At 34.2% G+C, this 21765-nt stretch carries 17 protein-coding genes; all 17 read right to left on the minus strand.

What is annotated here, in order from left to right:
- Positions 1 to 435: 435 nt before the first annotated feature.
- Positions 436 to 2550 carry a polyribonucleotide nucleotidyltransferase gene (gene pnp / locus COI44_RS05115; protein WP_098426966.1) on the minus strand — a complete coding sequence of 705 codons (2115 nt, stop codon included), beginning with the start codon at positions 2548 to 2550 and terminating at the stop codon, positions 436 to 438.
- Between the two features lie 231 nt (positions 2551 to 2781).
- Complete coding sequence (rpsO, locus tag COI44_RS05120) at positions 2782 to 3051, minus strand: 30S ribosomal protein S15 (RefSeq protein WP_025568545.1); 270 nt, start codon at positions 3049 to 3051, stop codon at positions 2782 to 2784.
- 139 nt (positions 3052 to 3190) lie between these two features.
- Positions 3191 to 4132 (minus strand): bifunctional riboflavin kinase/FAD synthetase, encoded by a 942-nt coding sequence (gene ribF / locus COI44_RS05125; protein WP_098426967.1) that lies wholly within the window; start codon positions 4130 to 4132, stop codon positions 3191 to 3193.
- A 72-nt stretch (positions 4133 to 4204) separates the two neighbouring features.
- Positions 4205 to 5116 (minus strand): tRNA pseudouridine(55) synthase TruB, encoded by a 912-nt coding sequence (gene truB, locus COI44_RS05130; protein WP_098426968.1) that lies wholly within the window; start codon positions 5114 to 5116, stop codon positions 4205 to 4207.
- A 72-nt stretch (positions 5117 to 5188) separates the two neighbouring features.
- Positions 5189 to 5536 (minus strand): 30S ribosome-binding factor RbfA, encoded by a 348-nt coding sequence (rbfA, locus tag COI44_RS05135; protein ID WP_025568543.1) that lies wholly within the window; start codon positions 5534 to 5536, stop codon positions 5189 to 5191.
- Between the two features lie 411 nt (positions 5537 to 5947).
- Positions 5948 to 8128 (minus strand): translation initiation factor IF-2, encoded by a 2181-nt coding sequence (infB, locus tag COI44_RS05140; protein ID WP_098426969.1) that lies wholly within the window; start codon positions 8126 to 8128, stop codon positions 5948 to 5950.
- Positions 8129 to 8151: 23 nt separating this feature from the next.
- Positions 8152 to 8451 carry a YlxQ family RNA-binding protein gene (locus COI44_RS05145; protein WP_025568541.1) on the minus strand — a complete coding sequence of 100 codons (300 nt, stop codon included), beginning with the start codon at positions 8449 to 8451 and terminating at the stop codon, positions 8152 to 8154.
- The gene (gene rnpM, locus COI44_RS05150; RefSeq protein WP_056470825.1) at positions 8448 to 8717 is read right to left on the minus strand and encodes an RNase P modulator RnpM; all 270 of its coding nucleotides are present in this window, start codon (positions 8715 to 8717) and stop codon (positions 8448 to 8450) included. The genes COI44_RS05145 and rnpM overlap by 4 nt, the downstream gene beginning before the upstream one ends.
- A gap of 8 nt (positions 8718 to 8725) precedes the next feature.
- Positions 8726 to 9850: a transcription termination factor NusA gene (gene nusA / locus COI44_RS05155; RefSeq protein ID WP_098426970.1), complete on the minus strand. Its 1125-nt coding sequence runs from the start codon at positions 9848 to 9850 to the stop codon at positions 8726 to 8728.
- Between the two features lie 16 nt (positions 9851 to 9866).
- Complete coding sequence (gene rimP / locus COI44_RS05160; RefSeq protein WP_098426971.1) at positions 9867 to 10340, minus strand: ribosome maturation factor RimP; 474 nt, start codon at positions 10338 to 10340, stop codon at positions 9867 to 9869.
- 243 nt (positions 10341 to 10583) lie between these two features.
- Entirely contained in the window at positions 10584 to 14894 is a 4311-nt protein-coding gene (locus COI44_RS05165) for a PolC-type DNA polymerase III (RefSeq protein ID WP_098426972.1), read from the minus strand.
- A gap of 120 nt (positions 14895 to 15014) precedes the next feature.
- Positions 15015 to 16712 (minus strand): proline--tRNA ligase, encoded by a 1698-nt coding sequence (locus COI44_RS05170; RefSeq protein ID WP_098426973.1) that lies wholly within the window; start codon positions 16710 to 16712, stop codon positions 15015 to 15017.
- A 264-nt stretch (positions 16713 to 16976) separates the two neighbouring features.
- Positions 16977 to 18233 (minus strand): RIP metalloprotease RseP, encoded by a 1257-nt coding sequence (rseP, locus tag COI44_RS05175; RefSeq protein WP_098426974.1) that lies wholly within the window; start codon positions 18231 to 18233, stop codon positions 16977 to 16979.
- A gap of 13 nt (positions 18234 to 18246) precedes the next feature.
- A complete protein-coding gene (dxr, locus tag COI44_RS05180; protein WP_098426975.1) occupies positions 18247 to 19398 on the minus strand; it encodes a 1-deoxy-D-xylulose-5-phosphate reductoisomerase in 1152 nt (383 codons plus the stop codon).
- Between the two features lie 33 nt (positions 19399 to 19431).
- Positions 19432 to 20220 (minus strand): phosphatidate cytidylyltransferase, encoded by a 789-nt coding sequence (locus tag COI44_RS05185; RefSeq protein WP_098426976.1) that lies wholly within the window; start codon positions 20218 to 20220, stop codon positions 19432 to 19434.
- Positions 20221 to 20237: 17 nt separating this feature from the next.
- Positions 20238 to 21017, minus strand: a complete 780-nt coding sequence (locus COI44_RS05190) for an undecaprenyl pyrophosphate synthase (protein WP_098426977.1) — start codon at positions 21015 to 21017, stop codon at positions 20238 to 20240.
- A gap of 188 nt (positions 21018 to 21205) precedes the next feature.
- Positions 21206 to 21763 (minus strand): ribosome recycling factor, encoded by a 558-nt coding sequence (frr, locus tag COI44_RS05195; RefSeq protein ID WP_098426978.1) that lies wholly within the window; start codon positions 21761 to 21763, stop codon positions 21206 to 21208.
- Positions 21764 to 21765 lie beyond the last annotated feature (2 nt).

Raw genomic sequence — 21765 nt, forward strand, 5'->3', positions numbered from 1 at the left:
AAAATAAAAAACAACAGGCTCATTTCTATGTGCCTGTTGTTTTTATTTGGTTAAGGAAGAGCGAACGCCTTCCGCTTTTCATGATGTCTAGCTCCAGGCGTTTGCCCCTCGAGGTCATAAGCCAAGGACCAGCAAAGGTTAAAAAGCAACCTTCACTAGTCCTTGTCTTATGCTTGTCGGGGCAGAGCGAACGCCTTCCGCTTTTCATGATGTCCAGTTCCGCAAGCTAGCTCTTCGGTAATATTCCATTAATCTTCGAAGTGGAAAAATCGCCACTTCTTCAGATGAATGGAGATTTAATAAGTATTTTCGATGTCTAGCTCCAGGGCGTTTGCCCCTCGAGGTCATAAGACAAGGACCAGCAAAGGTTAAAAAGCAACCTTCACTGGTCCTTGTCTTATGCTTGTCGGGGCAGAGCGAACGCCTTCCGCTTTTCTAGTTTTGCTCAGCTTTTTCTTTTTGTTCTTTTAATACAGCTTTGCGAGATAGGTTTACTCGTCCTTGTTTGTCGATTTCAGTTACTTTTACTAGGAATTCGTCTCCCAGTGAAACTACGTCTTCAACTTTTGCAATGCGTTCTTCTGCAAGTTCAGAAATATGGACTAATCCATCTTTACCTGCAAAGATTTCAACGAATGCGCCGAATTTTTCAATTCGTTTTACTTTACCCATGTATAATTGACCTACTTCTACTTCACGAACAAGGTCTTCGATAATTTGTTTTGCACGTTCATTCATAGGTTGGTCTACAGATGAAATAAATACTGTTCCATCTTGTTCGATGTCAATTTTTACGCCAGTTTCTTCAATAATTTTATTGATTTGTTTTCCACCTGGTCCAATAACATCTTTAATTTTATCTGGGTTAATTGTCATCATTAAGATTTTTGGAGCAAACTCAGATAATGCCGTTCTTGGTTCGCTTATTGTAGCAAGCATCGAATCAAGAATTTGCATACGTCCAATTTTTGCTTGTTCTAATGCTTCTTTTAAAATTTGTTCTGATAAACCATCAATTTTAATGTCCATTTGAAGTGCAGTTACACCTTTAGCTGTTCCTGCAACTTTAAAGTCCATATCTCCTAAATGATCTTCCATACCTTGAATGTCTGTAAGAACTGAATAATGTTCACCAGATTTAATTAATCCCATTGCAATACCAGCAACTGGTGCTTTAATTGGTACACCAGCATCCATCATTGCTAGAGTACTTGCACAAATACTTGCTTGTGAAGTTGAACCATTTGATTCAAGTACTTCTGATACAAGTCGGATTGTGTATGGGAAATCCTTTTGATCTGGAATACTTGGTTCAAGTGCTCTTTCACCTAATGCTCCATGTCCAATTTCACGGCGCCCTGGTCCACGAATTGGTCCTGTTTCACCAACACTAAATTGTGGGAAATTATAATGATGCATAAAACGTTTTGATTCTTCTATGCCTAATCCATCAAGAATTTGCACATCACCAAGAGCCCCTAATGTACAAATGCTTAACGCTTGAGTTTGTCCACGAGTGAATAAACCAGAACCATGTGTACGAGGTAGTAAACCAACTTGTGATGATAATGGACGGATTTCATCTAATTTTCTTCCATCAGGACGAACTTTTTCAACCGTGATTAAACGACGCACTTCTTCTTTTACTAGCATTGAAAGGATTTCTTTAACTTGTCCAATGATCTCTTCTTCTGCTTCATTTTCTTCAAACTGAAGAACAACACGTTCTTTTACTTCATTGATCGCAGCTTCACGAGCATGTTTTTCATGAACTTGAATAGCTGCATTTAATTCTGTTTCACAAATTTCACGAATTTGTTTTTCTAATTCAGCATCTAGTTCATGAAGCTTAATTTCCAATTTTTCTTTTCCAATTTGTGCTACTATTTCTTCTTGGAATGCAATTAATTTTTTAATTTCTTCATGACCAAACATAATTGCTTCAAGCATAACTTCTTCTGGCACTTCATTAGCTCCAGCTTCAACCATGTTTATTGCATCTTTCGTTCCAGCAACTGTTAAATGAATATCACTGTTTTCAGCTTGCTCAACTGTTGGATTAATAATAAATTCGTCATTAATGCGACCAACTACAACTCCAGCAATAGGTCCATTAAAAGGAATGTCAGATACGCATAGCGCTAGTGAACTACCAAACATAGCAGCCATTTCTGATGAACAATCTTGATCAACACTCATTACCATACTGATTACTTGTACTTCATTTCGGAATCCATCTGCAAATAATGGTCGAATTGGGCGGTCAATTAGTCGACTCGCTAATATTGCTTTTTCACTCGGTCTACCTTCACGTTTAATAAATCCACCAGGAATTTTACCTACTGCATATAAACGCTCTTCGTAGTTTACTGTTAATGGGAAAAAGCTAACTTTTTTAGGTTCCTTTGATGAAGTTGCTGATGATAATACGACTGTATCTTCGTATCTTACTAAAACTGCTCCATTTGCTTGCTTTGCTAATTGTCCTACTTCAACAGTAAGAGTTTTACCAGCAAGCTCCGTGGAAAAAACGTGCTTTTGTTGTTCCATATGGTATAAATACCCCTCTCTAATTTACAATTCAAAGTCTAAACTAATTATGTAAAAAAATCGTATATTCTCTATTATCTCCTATGTTTAGTAAAGAAATCAACTAACGAGAAAAAGAGAATAAATATTTATAAATTTAAAATTCAATTGTTCAGTAATTTTAAATCGATATGTATAAGAAAAAGCGGGAAGAATCCCGCTTTTTCTTAAAGTATCAAATTAATACTCGAATTAACGACGTAAACCTAATTTGTTAATTAATTCACGGTAACGAGTAATGTCTTTGTTACGTAAGTAGTTAAGTAAGTTACGACGCTTACCAACCATTTTTAATAAACCACGACGAGAGTGGTGATCTTTTTTGTGAGTACGTAAGTGCCCATTTAAAGAGTTAATGTTTTCAGTTAAAACTGCAATTTGAACTTCTGGAGAACCAGTATCGTTCGCATGAGTTTTGTAAGTGCTGATAATTTCGTTTTTACGTTCTTGAGTTAATGCCATGTTTTTTCACCTCATAATAATATTGTTGAACACCTATTACCTAGCAGTCGTCGGTGAATCGATTTGCCAAGCAACGGTTTTTCAAGTACTTTAATAATATTACATTGTTTTAATTATAAAAGCAAGTATTCTAAATTAGTTATTCTCGAAAATAACTTTTTACTGTTTCACGATCTTTTTGTAATTGATCGATTAACTCATTTATACCATTAAACTTCTTTTCATCACGTATTCTGGCATACCAAAAAATTTCAACTTCTTTTCCGTATATATCTTCATTAAATTCAAAAATATTTACTTCAATTGTTTGTTTTTGGAACTCATGATAGAAAGTTGGTTTGAATCCAATATTACACATACCTTCATATATTTCACCGTTAACAATACATTTTACAGCATATACACCTACTGATGGTAATGCATACGGAATGGAAACAGAAATATTAGCTGTTGGAAAACCAATTGTTCGGCCACGTTTGTCACCATCCACAACGATCCCTTTAATTTGATACTGTCTGCCAAGTAAGTGGGTAGCTTCTTCCATTTCACCAGCTTTTATCGCTTCCCTAATTCGTGTTGAACTTACTTTCTCATCATCTAAAACGAATTTTGAAACTGTTGATTGAGTAAATTCACCTCTAGAATGAAATGGTAATGATTCCATATTCCCTTTACCATATTTTCCAAATGAAAAATCAAATCCAGCAACAACATGTTTTGCATTTAAAGAAATAATGTATTGATCTACAAATTCTTGTGGTAATAGTGTCGCAAATTCCTCTGAAAATTCAACAACAAATAATTGGTCTACACAAAGTTTCTCCATCCACTTCACTTTTAGCTCCAAAGGTGTCAAATAAGAAATCGCATCATCACGATTTCCGAGAATTGCAGATGGATGTGGATCGAATGTCATCACTGATAATAATAATCCTTTTTCATCCGCAATTTCTTTGGCAGTTTTTATGACTTGTTGATGACCTTTATGTACTCCATCAAAAAAGCCAAGTGCTAAGACCGTTTCTTTACAATCTTCTTTTTTTATTGAATGAGGATGGGTGATTTTTATTATTTTTGTCATATATATCACCTTTTCTATAATCAAGTCTCTTTTCCCATTATAGAACAATGAATAAAATTTATATAGTTTTTTCTATTGGTTATGAAATACTCTTGTCGGTTTAATTACATTATTATTTTTAGGGTTTGGAGTGTACATTGCAATAATTCTATTATTTTCGTTGTAGACTGCAATATATTCCCCTTCTTTACAGTTCATCGTATTCGGAAAAAATCCACCATTAAATACTCTTACTTCTTCTTCAGGTGTCACAGTTAGACGTGGATACTCATTAAGAGCTTGCTCCATCGATAACATTACACGATCTAAAGTAAAATCATTAGCATTTTCTTCTAATTCAGTAAAAGTAACGCAATCATCAATCGTAAATGCGCCTGCTTTTGTTCTAGTTAAATAAGACATATGAGCAGGGAACCCTAAAAGTTCACCTATTTGAACAGCTAAAGTTCTAATATATGTACCTTTACTACAGAAAACTTCAAATTTAAAAGAAATTGTATCTCCTTCGAATACTTCTCGATCATCAAGTAAAATGATTTCATATATTGTAACCGTTCTAGTTGGACGTTCTACTTCTATTCCAGCCCTAGCGTATTCATATAGCTTTTTACCATTTACTTTAACAGCAGAGTACATAGGAGGAGTTTGATTAATATCTCCTGTTAATTGATTTAGTACATTTAAAATCTCTTCACGGGTAATAACTCGATCAACCTTCTTCTGCTCAATAATTTCACCATGAGCATCCTCAGTTGTTGTAGAAAATCCTATGGTAATTTCGCCAATATATTTTTTTCGATCATCGGTTAAATATGGTATTAGCTTTGTAGCTTCACCTACACAGATTGGCAAGACGCCCGTTACTTCTGGATCAAGGGTTCCTGTATGACCGACTTTTTTTGTCTTTAAAATCTTTCTTATTTTAAAGACGCAATCATGAGAGGTAAGACCCGCTGGTTTATTCAGTGCAATTACACCATTCATCTTATCACCTATTGTTTATTTTTTAGCATGATGAAAAATGGATAGACGAATCACTCGCCTATCCATTCATTATCAGTTATTCTCTTTATTAATTTGAGTTAGCAATGTCTCAATTCGATTACCATAATCGACTGATTCATCAAATTCAAAAATTAATTCTGGTGTCTTACGTAAACGAATACGTTGACCAATTTCAGAACGAATAAATCCTTTTGCTTTCGCTAATCCAATTAATGTATTTTGACGTTGTTCATCGTCACCTAATACTGAAATATAGACTTTAGCTTGTTGAAGGTCACCAGTTACTTGAACATCAGTAACTGTTACGAAGCCGATTCTTGGATCTTTAATTTTTCTACCAATAATTTCACCAAGTTCTTTCTTCATTTGTTCCCCAACTCGATGTGCTCTTACTTTCATATTTTCACCTCAATCTTACAAAGCAAAACAATTCGTGCTTTCATACGATTAGTTTAACTAATTGTATAAATTATTATTTATTATGCTGAACTTATTCATTTGTGATAAGTCCATTATTTATTTCCAGTTTTAAAATCAACTTTTAATAGAAGATATTGTGATGTCTAGTTCCAGCGACTTGCCCCTCGAGGTCATAAGCCCATGACCAGTTAAGGTTAAAAACCAACCTTATCTGGTCCTTGTCTTATGCTTGTCGGGGCAGAGCGAGTCGCTTCCACTTTTCGTGATGTCTAGTTCCAAAAGCTAGCTCTACGGTAATATTCCAACTACTTTCGAAGTGGACAAACCACCACTTCTTCAAGTTGTCGGAGATATTCCCTTCAGAGCTTGGCAAGCTTTTTCCACTTTTCGTTATTTACGTTTAATTTCTTCCATTACGTAAGCTTCGATTACGTCGCCTTCTTTAATATCATTGTATTTCTCGATCGTGATACCACATTCGTAGTTTGTCGCTACTTCTTTAACGTCATCTTTGAAACGTTTTAATGTGTCTAATTGACCTTCGAATACAACAATACCGTCACGAATTAATCGAACTCCGCTGTCACGAGTAATTTTTCCATCAGTTACATAACATCCAGCAATTGTACCAACTTTTGATACTTTGAATACTTGACGAACTTCTGCTTGACCGATTACTTTTTCTTCAAACTCTGGGTCTAACATACCTTTCATCGCAGATTCAATTTCTTCAATTGCTTTGTAAATAATACGGTGTAATCGAATATCTACATTTTCTAAATCTGCAGTACGTTTTGCATTTACATCAGGACGTACGTTGAAACCAATAATGATCGCATTAGATGCAGAAGCTAAAATTACATCAGACTCAGTAATCGCACCAGCGCCTGTGTGGATGATTTTAACTTTTACGCCTTCTACTTCTATTTTTTGTAATGAAGCAGCCATTGCTTCAACAGAACCTTGAACGTCTGCTTTTACAATTAGATTGATTTCTTTTACATTACCTTCTTGAATTTGAGCAAATAAATCTTCAAGAGATAATTTTGAGCTTTCGCTACGTTGTTGAAGAACTGCTTGTGAAGCACGTGCTTCACCAACTTGACGCGCGCGTTTCTCATCAGCAAATACCATAAAACGGTCACCTGCTTGAGGAACTTCATTTAAACCAGTAATTTCAACTGGCATTGATGGACCAGCCTCTTTAATTCGACGACCTAAGTCATTTACCATCGCACGTACACGGCCAAATGAAGTACCAACTACAATTGGATCTCCAACTTTTAATGTACCATTTTGAACTAATAAAGTTGCAACTGCACCTTTACCTTTATCTAATTCAGCTTCAATTACAGTACCTAGTGCTTTACGTGTAGGATTTGCTTTATATTCTTCTACTTCACTAACTAAAAGAATCATTTCAAGTAGCTGATCAACACCGTTACCATTTAATGCTGAAATAGGAACAAATATTGTGTCTCCACCCCATGCTTCTGATACAATACCGTGTTCAGTTAATTCCTGCATTACACGGTCTGGGTTTGCAGATTCTTTATCCATTTTATTCACGGCAATAATAATAGGTACTTCTGCTGCTTTTGCGTGATTGATCGCTTCAACTGTTTGTGGCATAACACCGTCATCAGCTGCTACAACGATAATTGTAATATCAGTAACTTGTGCTCCACGTGCACGCATTGTAGTGAATGCGGCGTGACCAGGCGTATCTAAGAACGTAATTTTCTTTCCTTCGATTTCTACTTGGTAAGCACCGATATGTTGTGTAATTCCACCTGCTTCTCCAGCAGTTACCTTTGATTTACGAATATAGTCAAGTAAAGTTGTTTTACCGTGGTCAACGTGACCCATAATCGTTACAACTGGTGGACGTTCTTGTAGATTAGCTTCATCATCAGCTTCATCTATAAAGCTTTCGAAGTCATTTTCATCAACAATAACTTCCTCTTCAACTTCAACTCCGTAGTCACTTGCTAATAATTCAATCGTGTCTTTATCAAGGTCTTGGTTAATTGTCGCCATAATGCCTAACATAAATAATTTTTTAATTAATTCTGATGGTTCTTTACCTAATTTTTTTGCAAGCTCAGATACTTTTAAAGAACCTGAGAAGATAATTTTATTCGAGGTATTCTCGGTTGAGTTATTTTTATGATTCATATTTTGATTGCCTTTCTTTATCCCTGTCGTTTGTCGATCTTCAATTTGACTGCTTTGCTTTTGGCTATCAGTCTTTTTCTTTTTATTACTGTTCTTTTTTGATTTTTCTTTCGTATCTTCTAATTGGTAGTCTACTTCAAAATCAAGCTCTTCACTTGCTTCTACATTAAATGCAGGAATTACCTTAAAAGAAGATTTGGACACTGCTTTTTGGGGTTGTTTGATCTCTACAGACTTTGGTTGAAAACTCTTATTTAATTTTTCAACAATATCCTCTGCAATTGTGGCCATATGATTCTTTACTTCGATTTTTAAATCCTTGAGTCTTTCAATAATTTCCTTACTTGAAACATTTTGCTTTTTAGCATACTCATAAATTCTAATTTTCGTCATACGTTCACCCCCAGATTAGTCCATTAATTTAATAATGTCTGAAGTTTTGTTGCAAATCCTTGATCAGTAATTGCAACGACCACTCGAGCGTCTTTCCCAATAGCGTGCCCTAATTCAAAGCGATTTTCAACATAACAAAGTGGAGTATTGTAATAAGTTGTCTTGTCTTTTATTTTCTTCGCAGTTAAATCGGAAGCATCCTTTGACAAAATAACTAGTTTTGCTCTCTTTTGTTGGACTTCTTTTACAACTAACTCTTCGCCTGAAACCACTTTACGAGCTCTAGCTGCAAGTCCTAATAAAGACAATCCTTTGTTTGTCATGCTTTTTCCTTTTCAATATACGCTAAAAGTTCTTCGTATAAACTAGCGTCAATTTTAGCGTTTAATTGCTGTTCTAAAGTGTTTTTTTGCTGCGCTTGTTTTACAACTTCTACAGATTTTGTTAAGTAAGCTCCACGACCTGATTTTTTTCCACTTGGATCAATGGATACTTCTCCTTCTTTAGAACGAACAATTCTGATTAATTCTTTTTTTGGTTTCATTTCTTGTGTTACAACACACTTACGTAAAGGAATTTTTCGATTCATGAGTTTACTCACTCCTCATTTAAGTCGTCAGCGTAAGCATCGAAATCATCATTAGATACAGTTACTTCTTGCGCTGGAGATGTATAGTCAATACCAATTTTATCTGCATCAGACTGTGATTTAATATCAATTTTCCAACCAGTTAAACGCGCAGCTAATCTAGCATTTTGACCTCTTTTTCCAATTGCAAGAGATAATTGGTGATCTGGTACTACTACTGTAGTTGCTTTTTCTTCTTCATTTACTAAAACTCTAATAACTTGAGATGGGCTTAATGCATTTGCAACAAATTCAACTGGATCTGAAGACCAACGTACAATATCAATTTTTTCACCTTTTAATTCATTAACAATTGATTGTACACGTTGACCTTTTTGACCAACACAAGCACCTACTGGATCTAAATCAGGGTTGCTTGTATATACTGAAATCTTAGAACGGTCACCTGCTTCACGTGCTACTGAACGAATTTCTACAACACCATCATAAATTTCAGGTACTTCTGTTTCAAATAAACGCTTTAATAATCCAGGGTGAGTACGTGATACAAAAATTTGTGGACCTTTTGATGTTTTTTCAACTTTTGTAACGAATACTTTAATGCGATCATGGATTCTGTATTTCTCAGTTGGAATTTGTTCTGTTACAGGAAGCACTGCTTCAATTTTACCTAAGTTAACATAAATTGCGCGTGAATCGATACGTTGAACTGTACCTGTCATCATATCTTCTTGACGGTCAATATATTCTGAATAAATTACACCGCGTTCTGCTTCACGAACTCTTTGTGTTACTACTTGTTTAGCAGTAGTTGCAGCAACTCGTCCAAAGTCTTTAGGTGTTACTTCTAATTCAATGACATCTCCTACCATAAAGTTTGGATTATGTTGTTGTGCTTCTTCAACTGTAATTTCTAAACGTGTATCAAACACATTGCTTACTATTTCTTTTCTTGCGAAAACACGAATTGAACCGTTATGTAGGTTAAAATCAACTCGAACATTTTGTGCTTGATTAAAATTACGTTTATATGCTGAAATTAAAGCTGCTTCAATCGCTTCAATTACGACATCTTTACTAATTCCTTTTTCTCTTTCAATTATTTCTAATGCTGTTAATAACTCCGAACTCATTAAAAGTACCCCCTACTTAGAAAAACGTAACAGCAAGTCTTGCACTTGCGATTTTTGGTGTTGGAATTGTAATCATTTTTTTTCTTGTTTTAATTGTTAACTCTAACTGAACTTCCTCTGACGTGTAGGAAATTAATTTCCCTTCAAATTTCTTTTCGTCAAGGATTGGTTCATAAGTTTTAATGAAAACTTGTTTTCCAATTGCTTTAATAAAATCTTGTTCTTTCTTTAAAGGACGTTCAGCACCTGGTGATGAAACATCTAAAAAATATAGGTTTTCAATTGGATCTTTTTCATCTAAGACTTCACTTAGTTTTTCACTTACGGCAGCACATTGCTCCAAATCAATTCCAGACTCACTATCTATAAATACTCGAAGGAACCAGTCTTTTCCTTCTTTTACGTATTCTACATCAACTAACTCTAATCCTATTTGTTCAATTATTGGTTGTGCTAATTCTGATACAACCTCTGTGACCTTCTTACTCAAGAAGTATCCTCCTTCCAAACATTACAAGATGAAAATTCCCTGCTATTTAGCAGGGAAATTATCTTTAGTATTTCCAATTTACGCAATTATTGTAACTTAAAATTCAAGTTGCACACTACGCAAGAGATGAATTGGGTCATAAGGGTAATAAGAAAGAGCAGGTTGCCCCTGCTCTTCAAGAAAAATCCCGTGCTAAATTACATCTGTATCTACTATACCATAATTCCCAAGTTTTGCAAACTGTTAAAAGCCATCGAAAAGTGATAATTGGTTTTGATCAGGTAAGTTTTGTAAACAGCCTTGTTTATCTAAATACTCTAATACAGTTTTTGAAATTTTACTTCTTTGTTGTAAGTCTTCTTTCGAAAGGAATTCTCCGTCTTCTCTAGACGCAACAATATTTTTAGCCGCATTCGTTCCTAATCCAGGAATCGAATTAAACGGTGGAATTAATTTGTTACCATTTACTAGAAATTCATCTGCACTAGATCGATATAAATCCATTTTTTCAAATGAAAAACCTCTTTCACACATTTCCAATGCTAATTCTAGTACAGTCATTAAACTTCGCTCTTTTACTGATGCATCTAGTCCTTTTATCGCAATTTCTTCTATTTTAGCTTTAATCGTACTTGGACCAGCAATCATCGCTTCGATATCGAAATCTTCAGCTCGTACTGTAAAATATGCAGCATAATAAAGAATTGGATGGTGAACTTTGAAATATGCAATTCGTACTGCCATCAAAACATATGCTGCAGCGTGGGCTTTTGGGAACATGTACTTAATTTTTTTACAAGAATCAATATACCAAGCAGGTACTTTATTATTTCTCATTTCTTCTTCCCACTCTACTGGTACTCCCTTACCTTTACGAACAGATTCCATTATTTTAAATGCTAATGAAGGTTCTAATCCTTGATATATTAAATAAACCATGATGTCATCACGACAACCAATTACTTCAGAAAGTGTACAAGTTCCACTGTTAATTAATTCAGAAGCATTTCCTAGCCATACATCTGTACCATGTGATAAACCAGAAATTTGAACTAGTTCTGAGAAGGTAGATGGCTTCGTATCTTCCAACATTTGACGAACGAATTTTGTTCCGAATTCAGGAATACCATAAGTACCTGTCTTACAGCCTATTTGTTCCTCTGAAACACCTAAAGGTTCTGGTCCAGCAAATATTTTCATAACTTCAGGGTCATCAGTTGGAATCGTTTTTGGATCGATTCCACTTAAGTCTTGAAGCATACGGATAACGGTAGGATCATCGTGTCCAAGAATATCTAGTTTTAATAAATTATCATGGATTGAATGGAAATCAAAATGTGTCGTTTTCCATTCAGACTTTACATCATCAGCTGGGAACTGAATCGGTGAAAAATCATAAATGTCCATATAATCTGGAACTACAATAATTCCACCTGGATGTTGTCCAGTTGTTCTTTTTACACCTGTACATCCCATAGCTAATCGATCATATTCAGCACCACGTAAATTTAGATTATGATCATTTGCATATCCTCTTACATAACCGTACGCTGTCTTGTCAGCTACAGTACCGATTGTACCTGCACGATAGACATAGTCCTCACCAAAAAGTACTTTTGTATAGTTATGAGCAGTTGGTTGATATTCACCGCTGAAATTCAAATCGATGTCAGGAACCTTATCCCCTTTAAATCCAAGGAAGGTTTCGAAAGGAATATCATGACCATCTTTTTTATATGCAGTACCACATTCTGGACAATCTTTGTTCGGTAAATCGAATCCAGAACCTACTGATCCATCATTGAAAAACTCTGAGTGCTTACAATTTGGACAGACATAATGTGGAGGAAGTGGATTTACTTCCGTTATTTCTGTCATGGTCGCTACTAATGATGAACCTACAGATCCCCTTGAACCTACTAGATACCCATCATCTAATGATTTTTTTACGAGTTTATGCGAAATCAAGTAAATTACTGCAAAACCATGTCCAATAATACTTTTTAACTCTTTTTCAAGACGGGCTTCTACAATTTCTGGTAATTGCTCTCCGTAAATAGATCTTGCCATTTGATAGCTCATATCACGAACTTCATCTTCAGCACCTTCAATTTTTGGAGTATATAAGTCATCTTTAATTGGTTTAATATCTTCAATTAAACTAGCAATTTTTTGAGTATTTGTAACGACTATTTCTTTTGCTTTTTCTTCTCCTAAAAATGCGAATGCAGATAGCATCTCATTGGTTGTTCTAAAATGAACGTCTGGTAATCGATGTCGATTTAATGGATTTGCTCCACCTTGAGAACCAACTAAAATTTTTCGATAAATTTGATCTTCTTTTTGTAAGTGATGAACATTACCAGTACCAACAACAATTTTTTCTACCTTCTCAGCCATTTTTACAAGCTTTGAAATGACTTCTCTTAAATGTTGTTCATTTCTAACAATTTCTAATTCCACTAAATGTAAAAGTGTCTCTGGCGGCAATACTTCGATATAATCATAAAACTCCATTAGCTTTTCTGCTTCTTCAGGAGATTTTTGTACACTCGCCTCAAAAACTTCACCTTTATCACATGCAGATCCGACTAATATTCCTTCGCGATGTTTCACTAATAATGATCTAGGAACCCTTGCAACTCGATGATGATAATGGATATGGGAATATGAAACAATTTTAAACAAGTTTTTTAATCCAGTTTCATTCGTAGCTAATAGTGTTGCATGTGATGGTCTTGCTCGTTTATAAGCATCGCCTTTCCCCATGTTATTATTTAGCTCGTCATGATAATACATATCCTGCTCTGCTGCATCTTTTAGCATTTTTAGGAGTAAGAACCCAGTAGCCTCAGCATCGTAAATCGCTCTATGATGTTGTGTTAAGTTAATATCGAATTTTTTACAAAGTGTATTTAATCGAAAGTTTTTAAAATCTGGATATAAAGTTCTAGCTAATTCAAGCGTATCAATTACACCGTTATTTGTAATACCAATTTCATATTTTTTAAAGCCCATTTGAATAAAGCCCATATCAAATGAAGCATTATGAGCTACTAATATATCGTCACCCATCCACTCTTTAAACTCACGAAGTACCACATCAACATTTGGGGCATCTCTTACCATTTCGTCAGTAATTCCCGTCAATTCAATCGTAGTTGCAGATAGTGGATGATGTGGATTTGCAAATCGTTCAAATCGGTCAATGATTTCACCTTTATGAATCTTTACAGCAGCTAACTCGATGATCGTATCATAAACAGCAGAAAGACCTGTTGTCTCTACGTCAAATACAACATAGGTTGCTTCCTCTAATGAAATATGAGATGGATTATATGCTGTTGGTACACCATCATTTACTAAATTTATTTCAACGCCATATAGTATTTTTACACCGTGTTTTTTACCTGCTCCAAATGCTTCAGGGAAAGATTGAACAACTGCATGATCGGTTATTGCAATTGCTTCATGTCCAAACTTACCTGCCTGTTTGACTAAATCACCTGCTGAAACGACTGAATCCATTTGACTCATATGTGTATGAGCATGTAACTCAATTCTACGCTCTCCTTCTGGAGCTTCGTCCTTGCGTTCATCTGGCGTAATTTCATTTATATCATTTGCAATCATGACTAAATCACGTACAAATGTATCGTTTTGTACTGATCCTCTAACTTTTACCCACATACCCTTTTTAATTTTATTTAACATCGGGATATCTTCTTTATCTCTAGAGAACATTTTAACTAGTATTGAGCTAGTATAATCAGTAATTTTGAAGGTAATTAAAACACGGCCACTCTTAAGTTCACGAATTTCAGAATCGAATACATAGCCTTGGAGAACTACTCGTTTTTCTTCTTCTATGATTGAAGAGATTGTATTAAATTCAGTTTCCTTAATATAATATCCAACAACAAGAGGACCCCCGGGCTCATCTCCATCAGCTTCTTCAGCAGCCTCTTTCTTTTCTAATTCAACAAGTACTTCCATCGCTCGCTTGCGATCTTCTTCGGCTTTTTTCTCTAGAAACTCAGTTTTTTCTTCAACATTGTCTTTAATCGTATTCTCAAAAAACAACTTAGGAAAACCTACTTTTTGATATAAATCTTGCAGCTGAGGAACGTATCGATTTGTAAAAGCATTCTCTTCAATGACACTATTTAAATCGATCATTACTTTATTATTTTCAACTGAAGGTAAGGCAGATTCAATATGTTGTAATATAGGGGATTTCGATTCAACAGATTGAATCATAAATGACCAATAATCAATTACTTTTTGTTCATCTATTTTTGGATTTTCTGTATTAATAACGACTGAAACATCTGCTATATGTTTAAAAGTTCTTAATAAACTTGTTACAAATACTTGAAATGTTGCAAAAGGTAAAACATTGTCTATTTTAAAAGTAAACTGCCATTTTTTTTCGCTTTTATTTACTTCAAGATTTACGATTTCCCCATTTTTAAAATACAGATCTCGCATATCTTCGGGAAATTGAAGCTGATCTAATAATAGCTGAAACCGCTCCTGACGTGTTTGTCCCATTTTTTCACCAACCTTATTAAAATTGCAGTATATGTGTAAAAAAAATCGAAAGTACCTCTAGAATTAAGAGGTACTTTTTATTTGTGTGCGATTCCCGTAAGGTGTCGCTTCCACTTTTATTTATTTTAACATATTTATTTCATTCACAAGGTTAGAAATTTCTACTTCTTTACTAACTTGTCCATCTCTAGTTTTAAGTTCTACAATTCCTTCTGCGGCTTTTTTACCAACAACTACACGTACAGGAATTCCGAAAAGATCTGCGTCTGCAAATTTTACGCCTACACGTTCATTTCGGTCATCTAATAATACATCTTGTCCAATCTCTTTTAACGTTTTATAAATATCGTCTGCTAAATTTACTTGCTCTTCATTCTTTGTATTTACAGTAATGACATGTACATCAAAAGGAGCTAGGTTTTTAGGCCAGACAATACCTTTCTCGTCATTATATTGCTCTACAATTGCAGCTAATGTACGAGATACACCAATTCCATAGCATCCCATAATGATCGGGTTCGACTTCCCATTTTCATCAAGGAATGTTGCATTCATAGACTCAGAATATTTTGTACCTAATTTAAATACATGACCTACTTCAATACCTTTTGCGAATGAAATAGTTCCTTTACCGTCTGGTGATAAGTCACCTTCTTGAATAAATCTTAAGTCTACGAAATCTTTAACATCATAGTCTCTATTTACAGTTACATTAATGTAGTGATAACCTTCTTCGTTTGCTCCACAACAACCATTTACAATACCTTTAATTGCATTATCTGCTAATACTAATAAATCAGATTTTACTCCAATTGGACCTAGTGATCCTATTTCACAGTTCATTAGTTCTTTTACTTCTTCTTTAGAAGCAAGCTCTACTGTATGTGCACCTAAATAATTCTTTAATTTAATATCGTTGATTTCGTGGTCACCACGAGCAAGCACTAGTACAAAACTTTCATCTGCTTTGAAAATAATTGATTTAATGCTTTTTTCAATCGGTAAGTTTAAGAATTCAATTACTTCATCAATTGTTTTTTGATTTGGCGTTTCTACTTTTTGAACTTCTTCTAATTTCTCATCAGATGGCTCGTAATTCGTCACAACTGGTGCCATTTCAATATTTGCTGCATAGCTAGATTCATTTGAAAATGCGATTGTATCTTCACCAATATCAGATAACACCATGAATTCATGCGTATCTTTTCCACCCATCGCTCCTGAATCAGCAACAACTGCTCTGAAATTTAATCCACAACGAGTAAATACGTTGCTATAAGCCGTAAATAATCGAGCATATACTTCATCCAAGCTTTCTTGTGATGCATGGAAAGAATATGCATCTTTCATTAAAAATTCACGCCCGCGAAGTAGTCCAAAACGAGGACGTTTTTCATCACGGAATTTTGATTGTACTTGGTAAAGTGTAATCGGTAATTTTTTATATGATTTTAATTCATCACGAATAATGGAAGTAACAACTTCTTCATGTGTTGCTCCTAATGCAAATCCTCTACCGTGACGATCTCTTAAACGCATTAGTTCTGGACCAAAATTATCCCAACGACCTGATTCTTCCCATAATTCCTGCGCTTGCATTGATGGCATTAACATTTCCATCGCACCAGCATTATTCATTTCTTCTCGAACGATATTTGCAACTTTTTGAAGAACTTTATTGCCTAAAGGTAAGAAGCTATATATACCAGATGCATTTTGTCTAATAAAACCTGCTCTTAATAATAATTGATGGCTTTTTATATCTGCATCTGATGGTACTTCACGAAGAGTTGGACTATATACGATACTTTGTTTCAAAAGGATTCACCTCATATTTTTCTTTTATTCTTATATTCTTTTTAATAAATATTTTTAAAAATAGATTTTGTAATTGTTATAAAAGCTTCAACTATACAATACAAACAACATTTCTAAAAAGAGCTTGTAAGATAAGAATCCGCTCCCACTTAAAACGGGCTAATTGACAAACAATATGTCACTAAGCCCGTTTTATAAGCAAGTAAGTCGCGGATTCTTTAAACAAAATTCATGAAATTACACGATTAAATTAAACAGAGCTTCTTATAAGAAAAATCTTTTAATATCGTTCCAAGTTACGATAATCATTAATAACATTAAAAGCGCAAAACCAATAAAGTGAACGACACCTTCTTTTTGGCGATCTATTGGTCGACCTCTTAATGCTTCTATTGCAAAAAATGTTAGTCTTCCTCCATCAAGAGCTGGTAATGGTAATAAATTCATAATACCAAGGTTAATACTTAAAAACGCTGCCCATTTCATTAAGTAGAAAATACCTGATTGTGCAGCTTGATCTGTTACTTGATAAATACCAACTGGCCCCGAAAGATTATTGATTGAGAATTGACCAGATACTAAATGACCAACTGCTAATACAATTTCTTTTGTCCACCCAACTGTTTCAGTTATACCATATTTAACCGAAGAAAAAACATTTTTTTCAACAGGTGCATATACACCGATTAAACCATTAACTTTATGATCGATAGTTTCTGATTTAGGTGTGATTGGAATCGAAATAACTTTGTTATCTCTTTTCACTTTAAATAATAATTCTTTACTTGGGCTTTCTCTAACAATTTTAACTACTTCAGCCCATTTTGAAACATCTTTATTATCAATTGATAAAACAATGTCGCCTTCCTTTAGACCAGCAGTTTGTGCTGGGCCTTTTGGAAGTAATTCACCAATTTTAGCATCATTTACGGGAGTTCCTTGAAGTAATCCCAATAAGATAAAAATCACTAAAGCTAGAACAAAATTCATCATTGGGCCTGCAAAAATGGCAATCGCTCTTTTTCCTACAGATTTACTATTAAATTGTCGGTTATACGGAGCAATCTGGTGACCTTGTCCTTCACTATAAATGAACGCTTTTTCATTTACATTGAATTTTGATACGCCTTCAGTTCCTTCTTCAGTACCAATGATATCTAACTTATGCTCTAAATCTATTGAATCAACCTCGACAAAACGAAGATCTTGGAAACGATCAAACTGATCAACTACAATTTTAGTAACTTCCCCGATTGAGTTAAATTGTAAACCGATATGTGATCCAGGCTTTACTTGTACCATTTCTGGATCTTCTCCAGCGTAACGAACATAACCACCAAGCGGCAATAATCTTATTGTGTATGTAGTTTCATTTCGATAAAATGAGAAAACCTTTGGACCAAATCCAATCGCAAATTCTCTACATAATATACCAGCACGTTTTGCAAAATATAGATGTCCTAGTTCATGAAAAAATACAAGTGCGCCAAAAATTACAACAAACGCTATAACTGTATTCATCTAATTACCACCCTTACTTTATTAGTGATGAAACGAATTGCCTTGTTTGTTCATCAATGTTTCGAATTTCTTCAAATGAAGGTTTACTTATTACATTGTGTTTTTCAAGAGCGTTTTCTATTAAATTCTCAATTTGTAAGAATGATATTTTATTCTGTAGAAAAGCAGCTACCGCTTCCTCATTTGCTGCATTTAATACAGTTGGTAAACTACCGCCAACTTTTCCTGCTTGATAAGCATAATCCAAACATTTAAATCTGTTAAAATCCATTTCTTGGAAATGAAGTGTCCCAAATTTAATTAAATCTAATGGCTTATGATTATTAACTGGTTTTCTTGAAGGATAGTTTAGTGCATAGGCGATTGGTACTCTCATATCTGGTGTTCCTAATTGTGCCATAACACTTCCGTCATCGAATTCAATCATAGAATGAATAACACTTTCTCTATGAAGTACTACATCAATTTTTTCATATGGCATATTAAATAACCAATGTGCTTCTATCACTTCTAATCCTTTATTCATCATTGTAGCAGAATCAATTGTAATCTTTGCACCCATTGACCAATTTGGATGGTTTAACGCATCTTCAATTGTAACATCCTTTAATTGATCTCTTGTTTTATCTCTAAAACTACCACCTGAAGCTGTGATGATTAATTTATGTATTTCACTAGGGTTTTCACCATTTAAACATTGATAGATTGCTGAATGCTCACTATCTACTGGTAAAATTGTGACACCATATTTTTCTGCTTCAGCCATTACAATATGACCTGCTGTTACTAATGTTTCTTTATTCGCTAGTGCGATTGTTTTACCATTTTGAATTGCTTTCATTGTTGGAACTAAACCTACACTTCCAACAACAGCGTTAACAAATATTGTACTGTCTTCATGTACTGCAACTTCGATCAGACCTTCTTCACCATATAAAACTTTGGTTTTCGAAGGGATACCTAAGCTCGTCAGTTTTTCAGCTTCTTCTTTACCTGCAACTGAAACTAGTTTTGGTTTAAATTCTAAAATTATCTTATATAATTCATCAATATTTCTTCCAGCTGAACACGCGACTAATTCAAAATCATTTGATTGATTTCTAATAATATCGAGTGTTTGTATACCGATTGAACCAGTTGCTCCAAGTAAGCTGATTTTCTTCATTTTCATATGTCTCCTTAAATACAAAAACTAATACTATAACGTAAATAGTAAATAGACGATTGGCAATGTGAAAATGATACTATCAAATCTGTCTAAAATCCCACCATGACCAGGTAATAAATTTCCTGAATCTTTAACACCGTAGTACCTTTTATATGCAGATTGTACGAGATCACCTAATTGACCAAAAATCGAAACAAGAACAGCTACTAGTACTAAATATAGTATTGAATGATTTAAAGTTAACATAATCGATAAAATTACTGCAACTACTACAGCACAAATAATTCCACCTATTGAACCTTCAATCGTTTTGTTAGGACTAATATCAGGCCAAAGTTTAGTTTTACCTGTGGCTTTCCCAATAAAATATGCACCTGAATCAGTTGACCAAATTACGAATAATGGGAAGAAGAAGTAAGAAATCCCCATATTTCTCATCTCGTACATATAATGAAATCCGAATCCTACATATAAACTGCTTAGTACTACAAAAGAAGCATCTTCAAAAGTAAATGTATTCTTTGTAATTACCGTATATGATAAAAGTAATAAGATTAGTACAATTGAAATTTCCGTTTTACCGATTTCTATAGGAAAAATCCTATTTGATAAATCATTTGGTGTAATTGCTACCCATGTTAAGATTAATCCAAGTACTGTTTGTGCACTAAATAAATTAAACTTTTTCATTCTAATCAATTCAAAATAACCGATCGTACCAAGTGCAAATACAAGTAATCCAAACGGCCATCTACCAAATATTACTAACCCTAAAAATAATGCTCCAGCTATAACTCCTGTTATAATACGCTGTTTCAAGTTCGTTCACCGCTTTCTTAAATACCACCATATCTTCTTGCTCGATTTTGATATTCTTTTACCGCATCAATTAAACACTCTTCGGTAAAATCGGGCCATAAAACATCTGTAAAATATAGTTCAGAATAAGCAATTTGCCAAAGCATAAAATTACTAATTCTTAATTCACCACTAGTTCTAATTAACAAATCTGGATCTTTAAAATCACTAGTCATTAAATAACGATTAAACAAGTCTTCGTTAATTTCTTCTTTATTTATTTTATTATCCAATACATCTGAAGAAATCTTTTTAACTGCAGAAATAATTTCGTCTCTAGATCCATAATTTAGGGCAAAATTTAATACCATACCCGTATTATTTTTAGTTTCCTCTACTGCTCTTAATACTGCTTCTGTAGTATAGCTTGGTAATTGCTCTTTATTTCCAGTTAATCTTACCTGCACATTTTCTTCGATTAATTCAGGTAAAAATGTCCCTAGAAATTCTTGTGGTAACTTCATTAAGAATTCTACTTCAGTTTTAGGTCTTTTCCAATTCTCAGTTGAAAAAGCATATAACGTTAAAGTCTTTACACCTAATTTACTAGCAGTTCTTGCAATTTTTCGAACTACTTTCATTCCCTCATAGTGTCCCTTAACCCTTGGTAGCTTCCTCTTTTGTGCCCATCTACCATTACCATCCATTATAATTGCAACATGCTCAGGAATTACTCCGTCGACCCCATTTAATTGCGAACTTGGAGGTACATTTTTCTCTTCTTTATTTCTTTTAAAAAAAGAAATTAATTTAAACATCTTTAATCCTCCGTTTAAGTATATCTAATTAAAGCATTGAGTAAAAAAACCCCCTTAAACAGAGGGTCTTTTTACTCAAAGCGCTTAGTTTATTTAATTATAATGCAATAATGAAATTATGTAATAGCATAATGTGAAAAATTCATTATTTTTCTAAGCGCTAGTAAGATATACCTTGCAATGCAGTATTAAACTTCCATTATCTCTTTTTCTTTTTCTTTTGTGATTCCATCGATTTTTTCGATATGTGAATCAGTTTGTTTTTGAATGTCTTCTACAAGACCACGTAATTCATCTTCAGTAATTTCACCATTTTTTTCTGCTTTTTTCAGATCATCATTTGCATCACGGCGGATGTTACGTACTGCAACTTTAGCATCTTCAGCAGATTTTTTAACTACTTTTACTAAGTCGCGACGACGCTCTTCTGTTAATGGTGGGAAACTAATTCTGATTACAGTTCCATCATTTGAAGGATTTAAGCCTAAGTCAGCTTTTTGAATCGCTTTATCCATATCATTAATGACTGTTTTATCGTATGGAGTAATTAATAATAATCTTGCTTCTGGTACTGAAATATTTGCCATTTGGTTGATTGGTGTTGGAGCACCATAATATTCAACTAAAACTCTATCTAAAATAGCTGGGTTTGCACGACCAGCACGTACTGTTGCTAATTCTCTAGAGAAAGCAGAAACAGCTTTTGTCATTTTTTCTTTTGCTAAAGAAATGATTTGATTAGACATTT

This window comes from Bacillus sp. AFS088145 (assembly GCF_002564465.1).
Classification (GTDB): Bacteria; Bacillota; Bacilli; order Bacillales; family Bacillaceae_G; genus Gottfriedia.

Bases quoted from the DNA above. Each gene is read 5' to 3' on its own strand.
- pnp (WP_098426966.1), bottom strand. From the start codon at position 2,550: ATGGAACAACAAAAGCACGTTTTTTCCACGGAGCTTGCTGGTAAAACT.
- rpsO (WP_025568545.1), bottom strand. From the start codon at position 3,051: ATGGCATTAACTCAAGAACGTAAAAACGAAATTATCAGCACTTACAAA.
- ribF (WP_098426967.1), bottom strand. From the start codon at position 4,132: ATGACAAAAATAATAAAAATCACCCATCCTCATTCAATAAAAAAAGAA.
- truB (WP_098426968.1), bottom strand. From the start codon at position 5,116: ATGAATGGTGTAATTGCACTGAATAAACCAGCGGGTCTTACCTCTCAT.
- rbfA (WP_025568543.1), bottom strand. From the start codon at position 5,536: ATGAAAGTAAGAGCACATCGAGTTGGGGAACAAATGAAGAAAGAACTT.
- infB (WP_098426969.1), bottom strand. From the start codon at position 8,128: ATGACGAAAATTAGAATTTATGAGTATGCTAAAAAGCAAAATGTTTCA.
- COI44_RS05145 (WP_025568541.1), bottom strand. From the start codon at position 8,451: ATGACAAACAAAGGATTGTCTTTATTAGGACTTGCAGCTAGAGCTCGT.
- rnpM (WP_056470825.1), bottom strand. From the start codon at position 8,717: ATGAATCGAAAAATTCCTTTACGTAAGTGTGTTGTAACACAAGAAATG.
- nusA (WP_098426970.1), bottom strand. From the start codon at position 9,850: ATGAGTTCGGAGTTATTAACAGCATTAGAAATAATTGAAAGAGAAAAA.
- COI44_RS05165 (WP_098426972.1), bottom strand. From the start codon at position 14,894: ATGGGACAAACACGTCAGGAGCGGTTTCAGCTATTATTAGATCAGCTT.
- rseP (WP_098426974.1), bottom strand. From the start codon at position 18,233: ATGAATACAGTTATAGCGTTTGTTGTAATTTTTGGCGCACTTGTATTT.
- dxr (WP_098426975.1), bottom strand. From the start codon at position 19,398: ATGAAGAAAATCAGCTTACTTGGAGCAACTGGTTCAATCGGTATACAA.
- COI44_RS05190 (WP_098426977.1), bottom strand. From the start codon at position 21,017: ATGTTTAAATTAATTTCTTTTTTTAAAAGAAATAAAGAAGAGAAAAAT.
- frr (WP_098426978.1), bottom strand. From the start codon at position 21,763: ATGTCTAATCAAATCATTTCTTTAGCAAAAGAAAAAATGACAAAAGCT.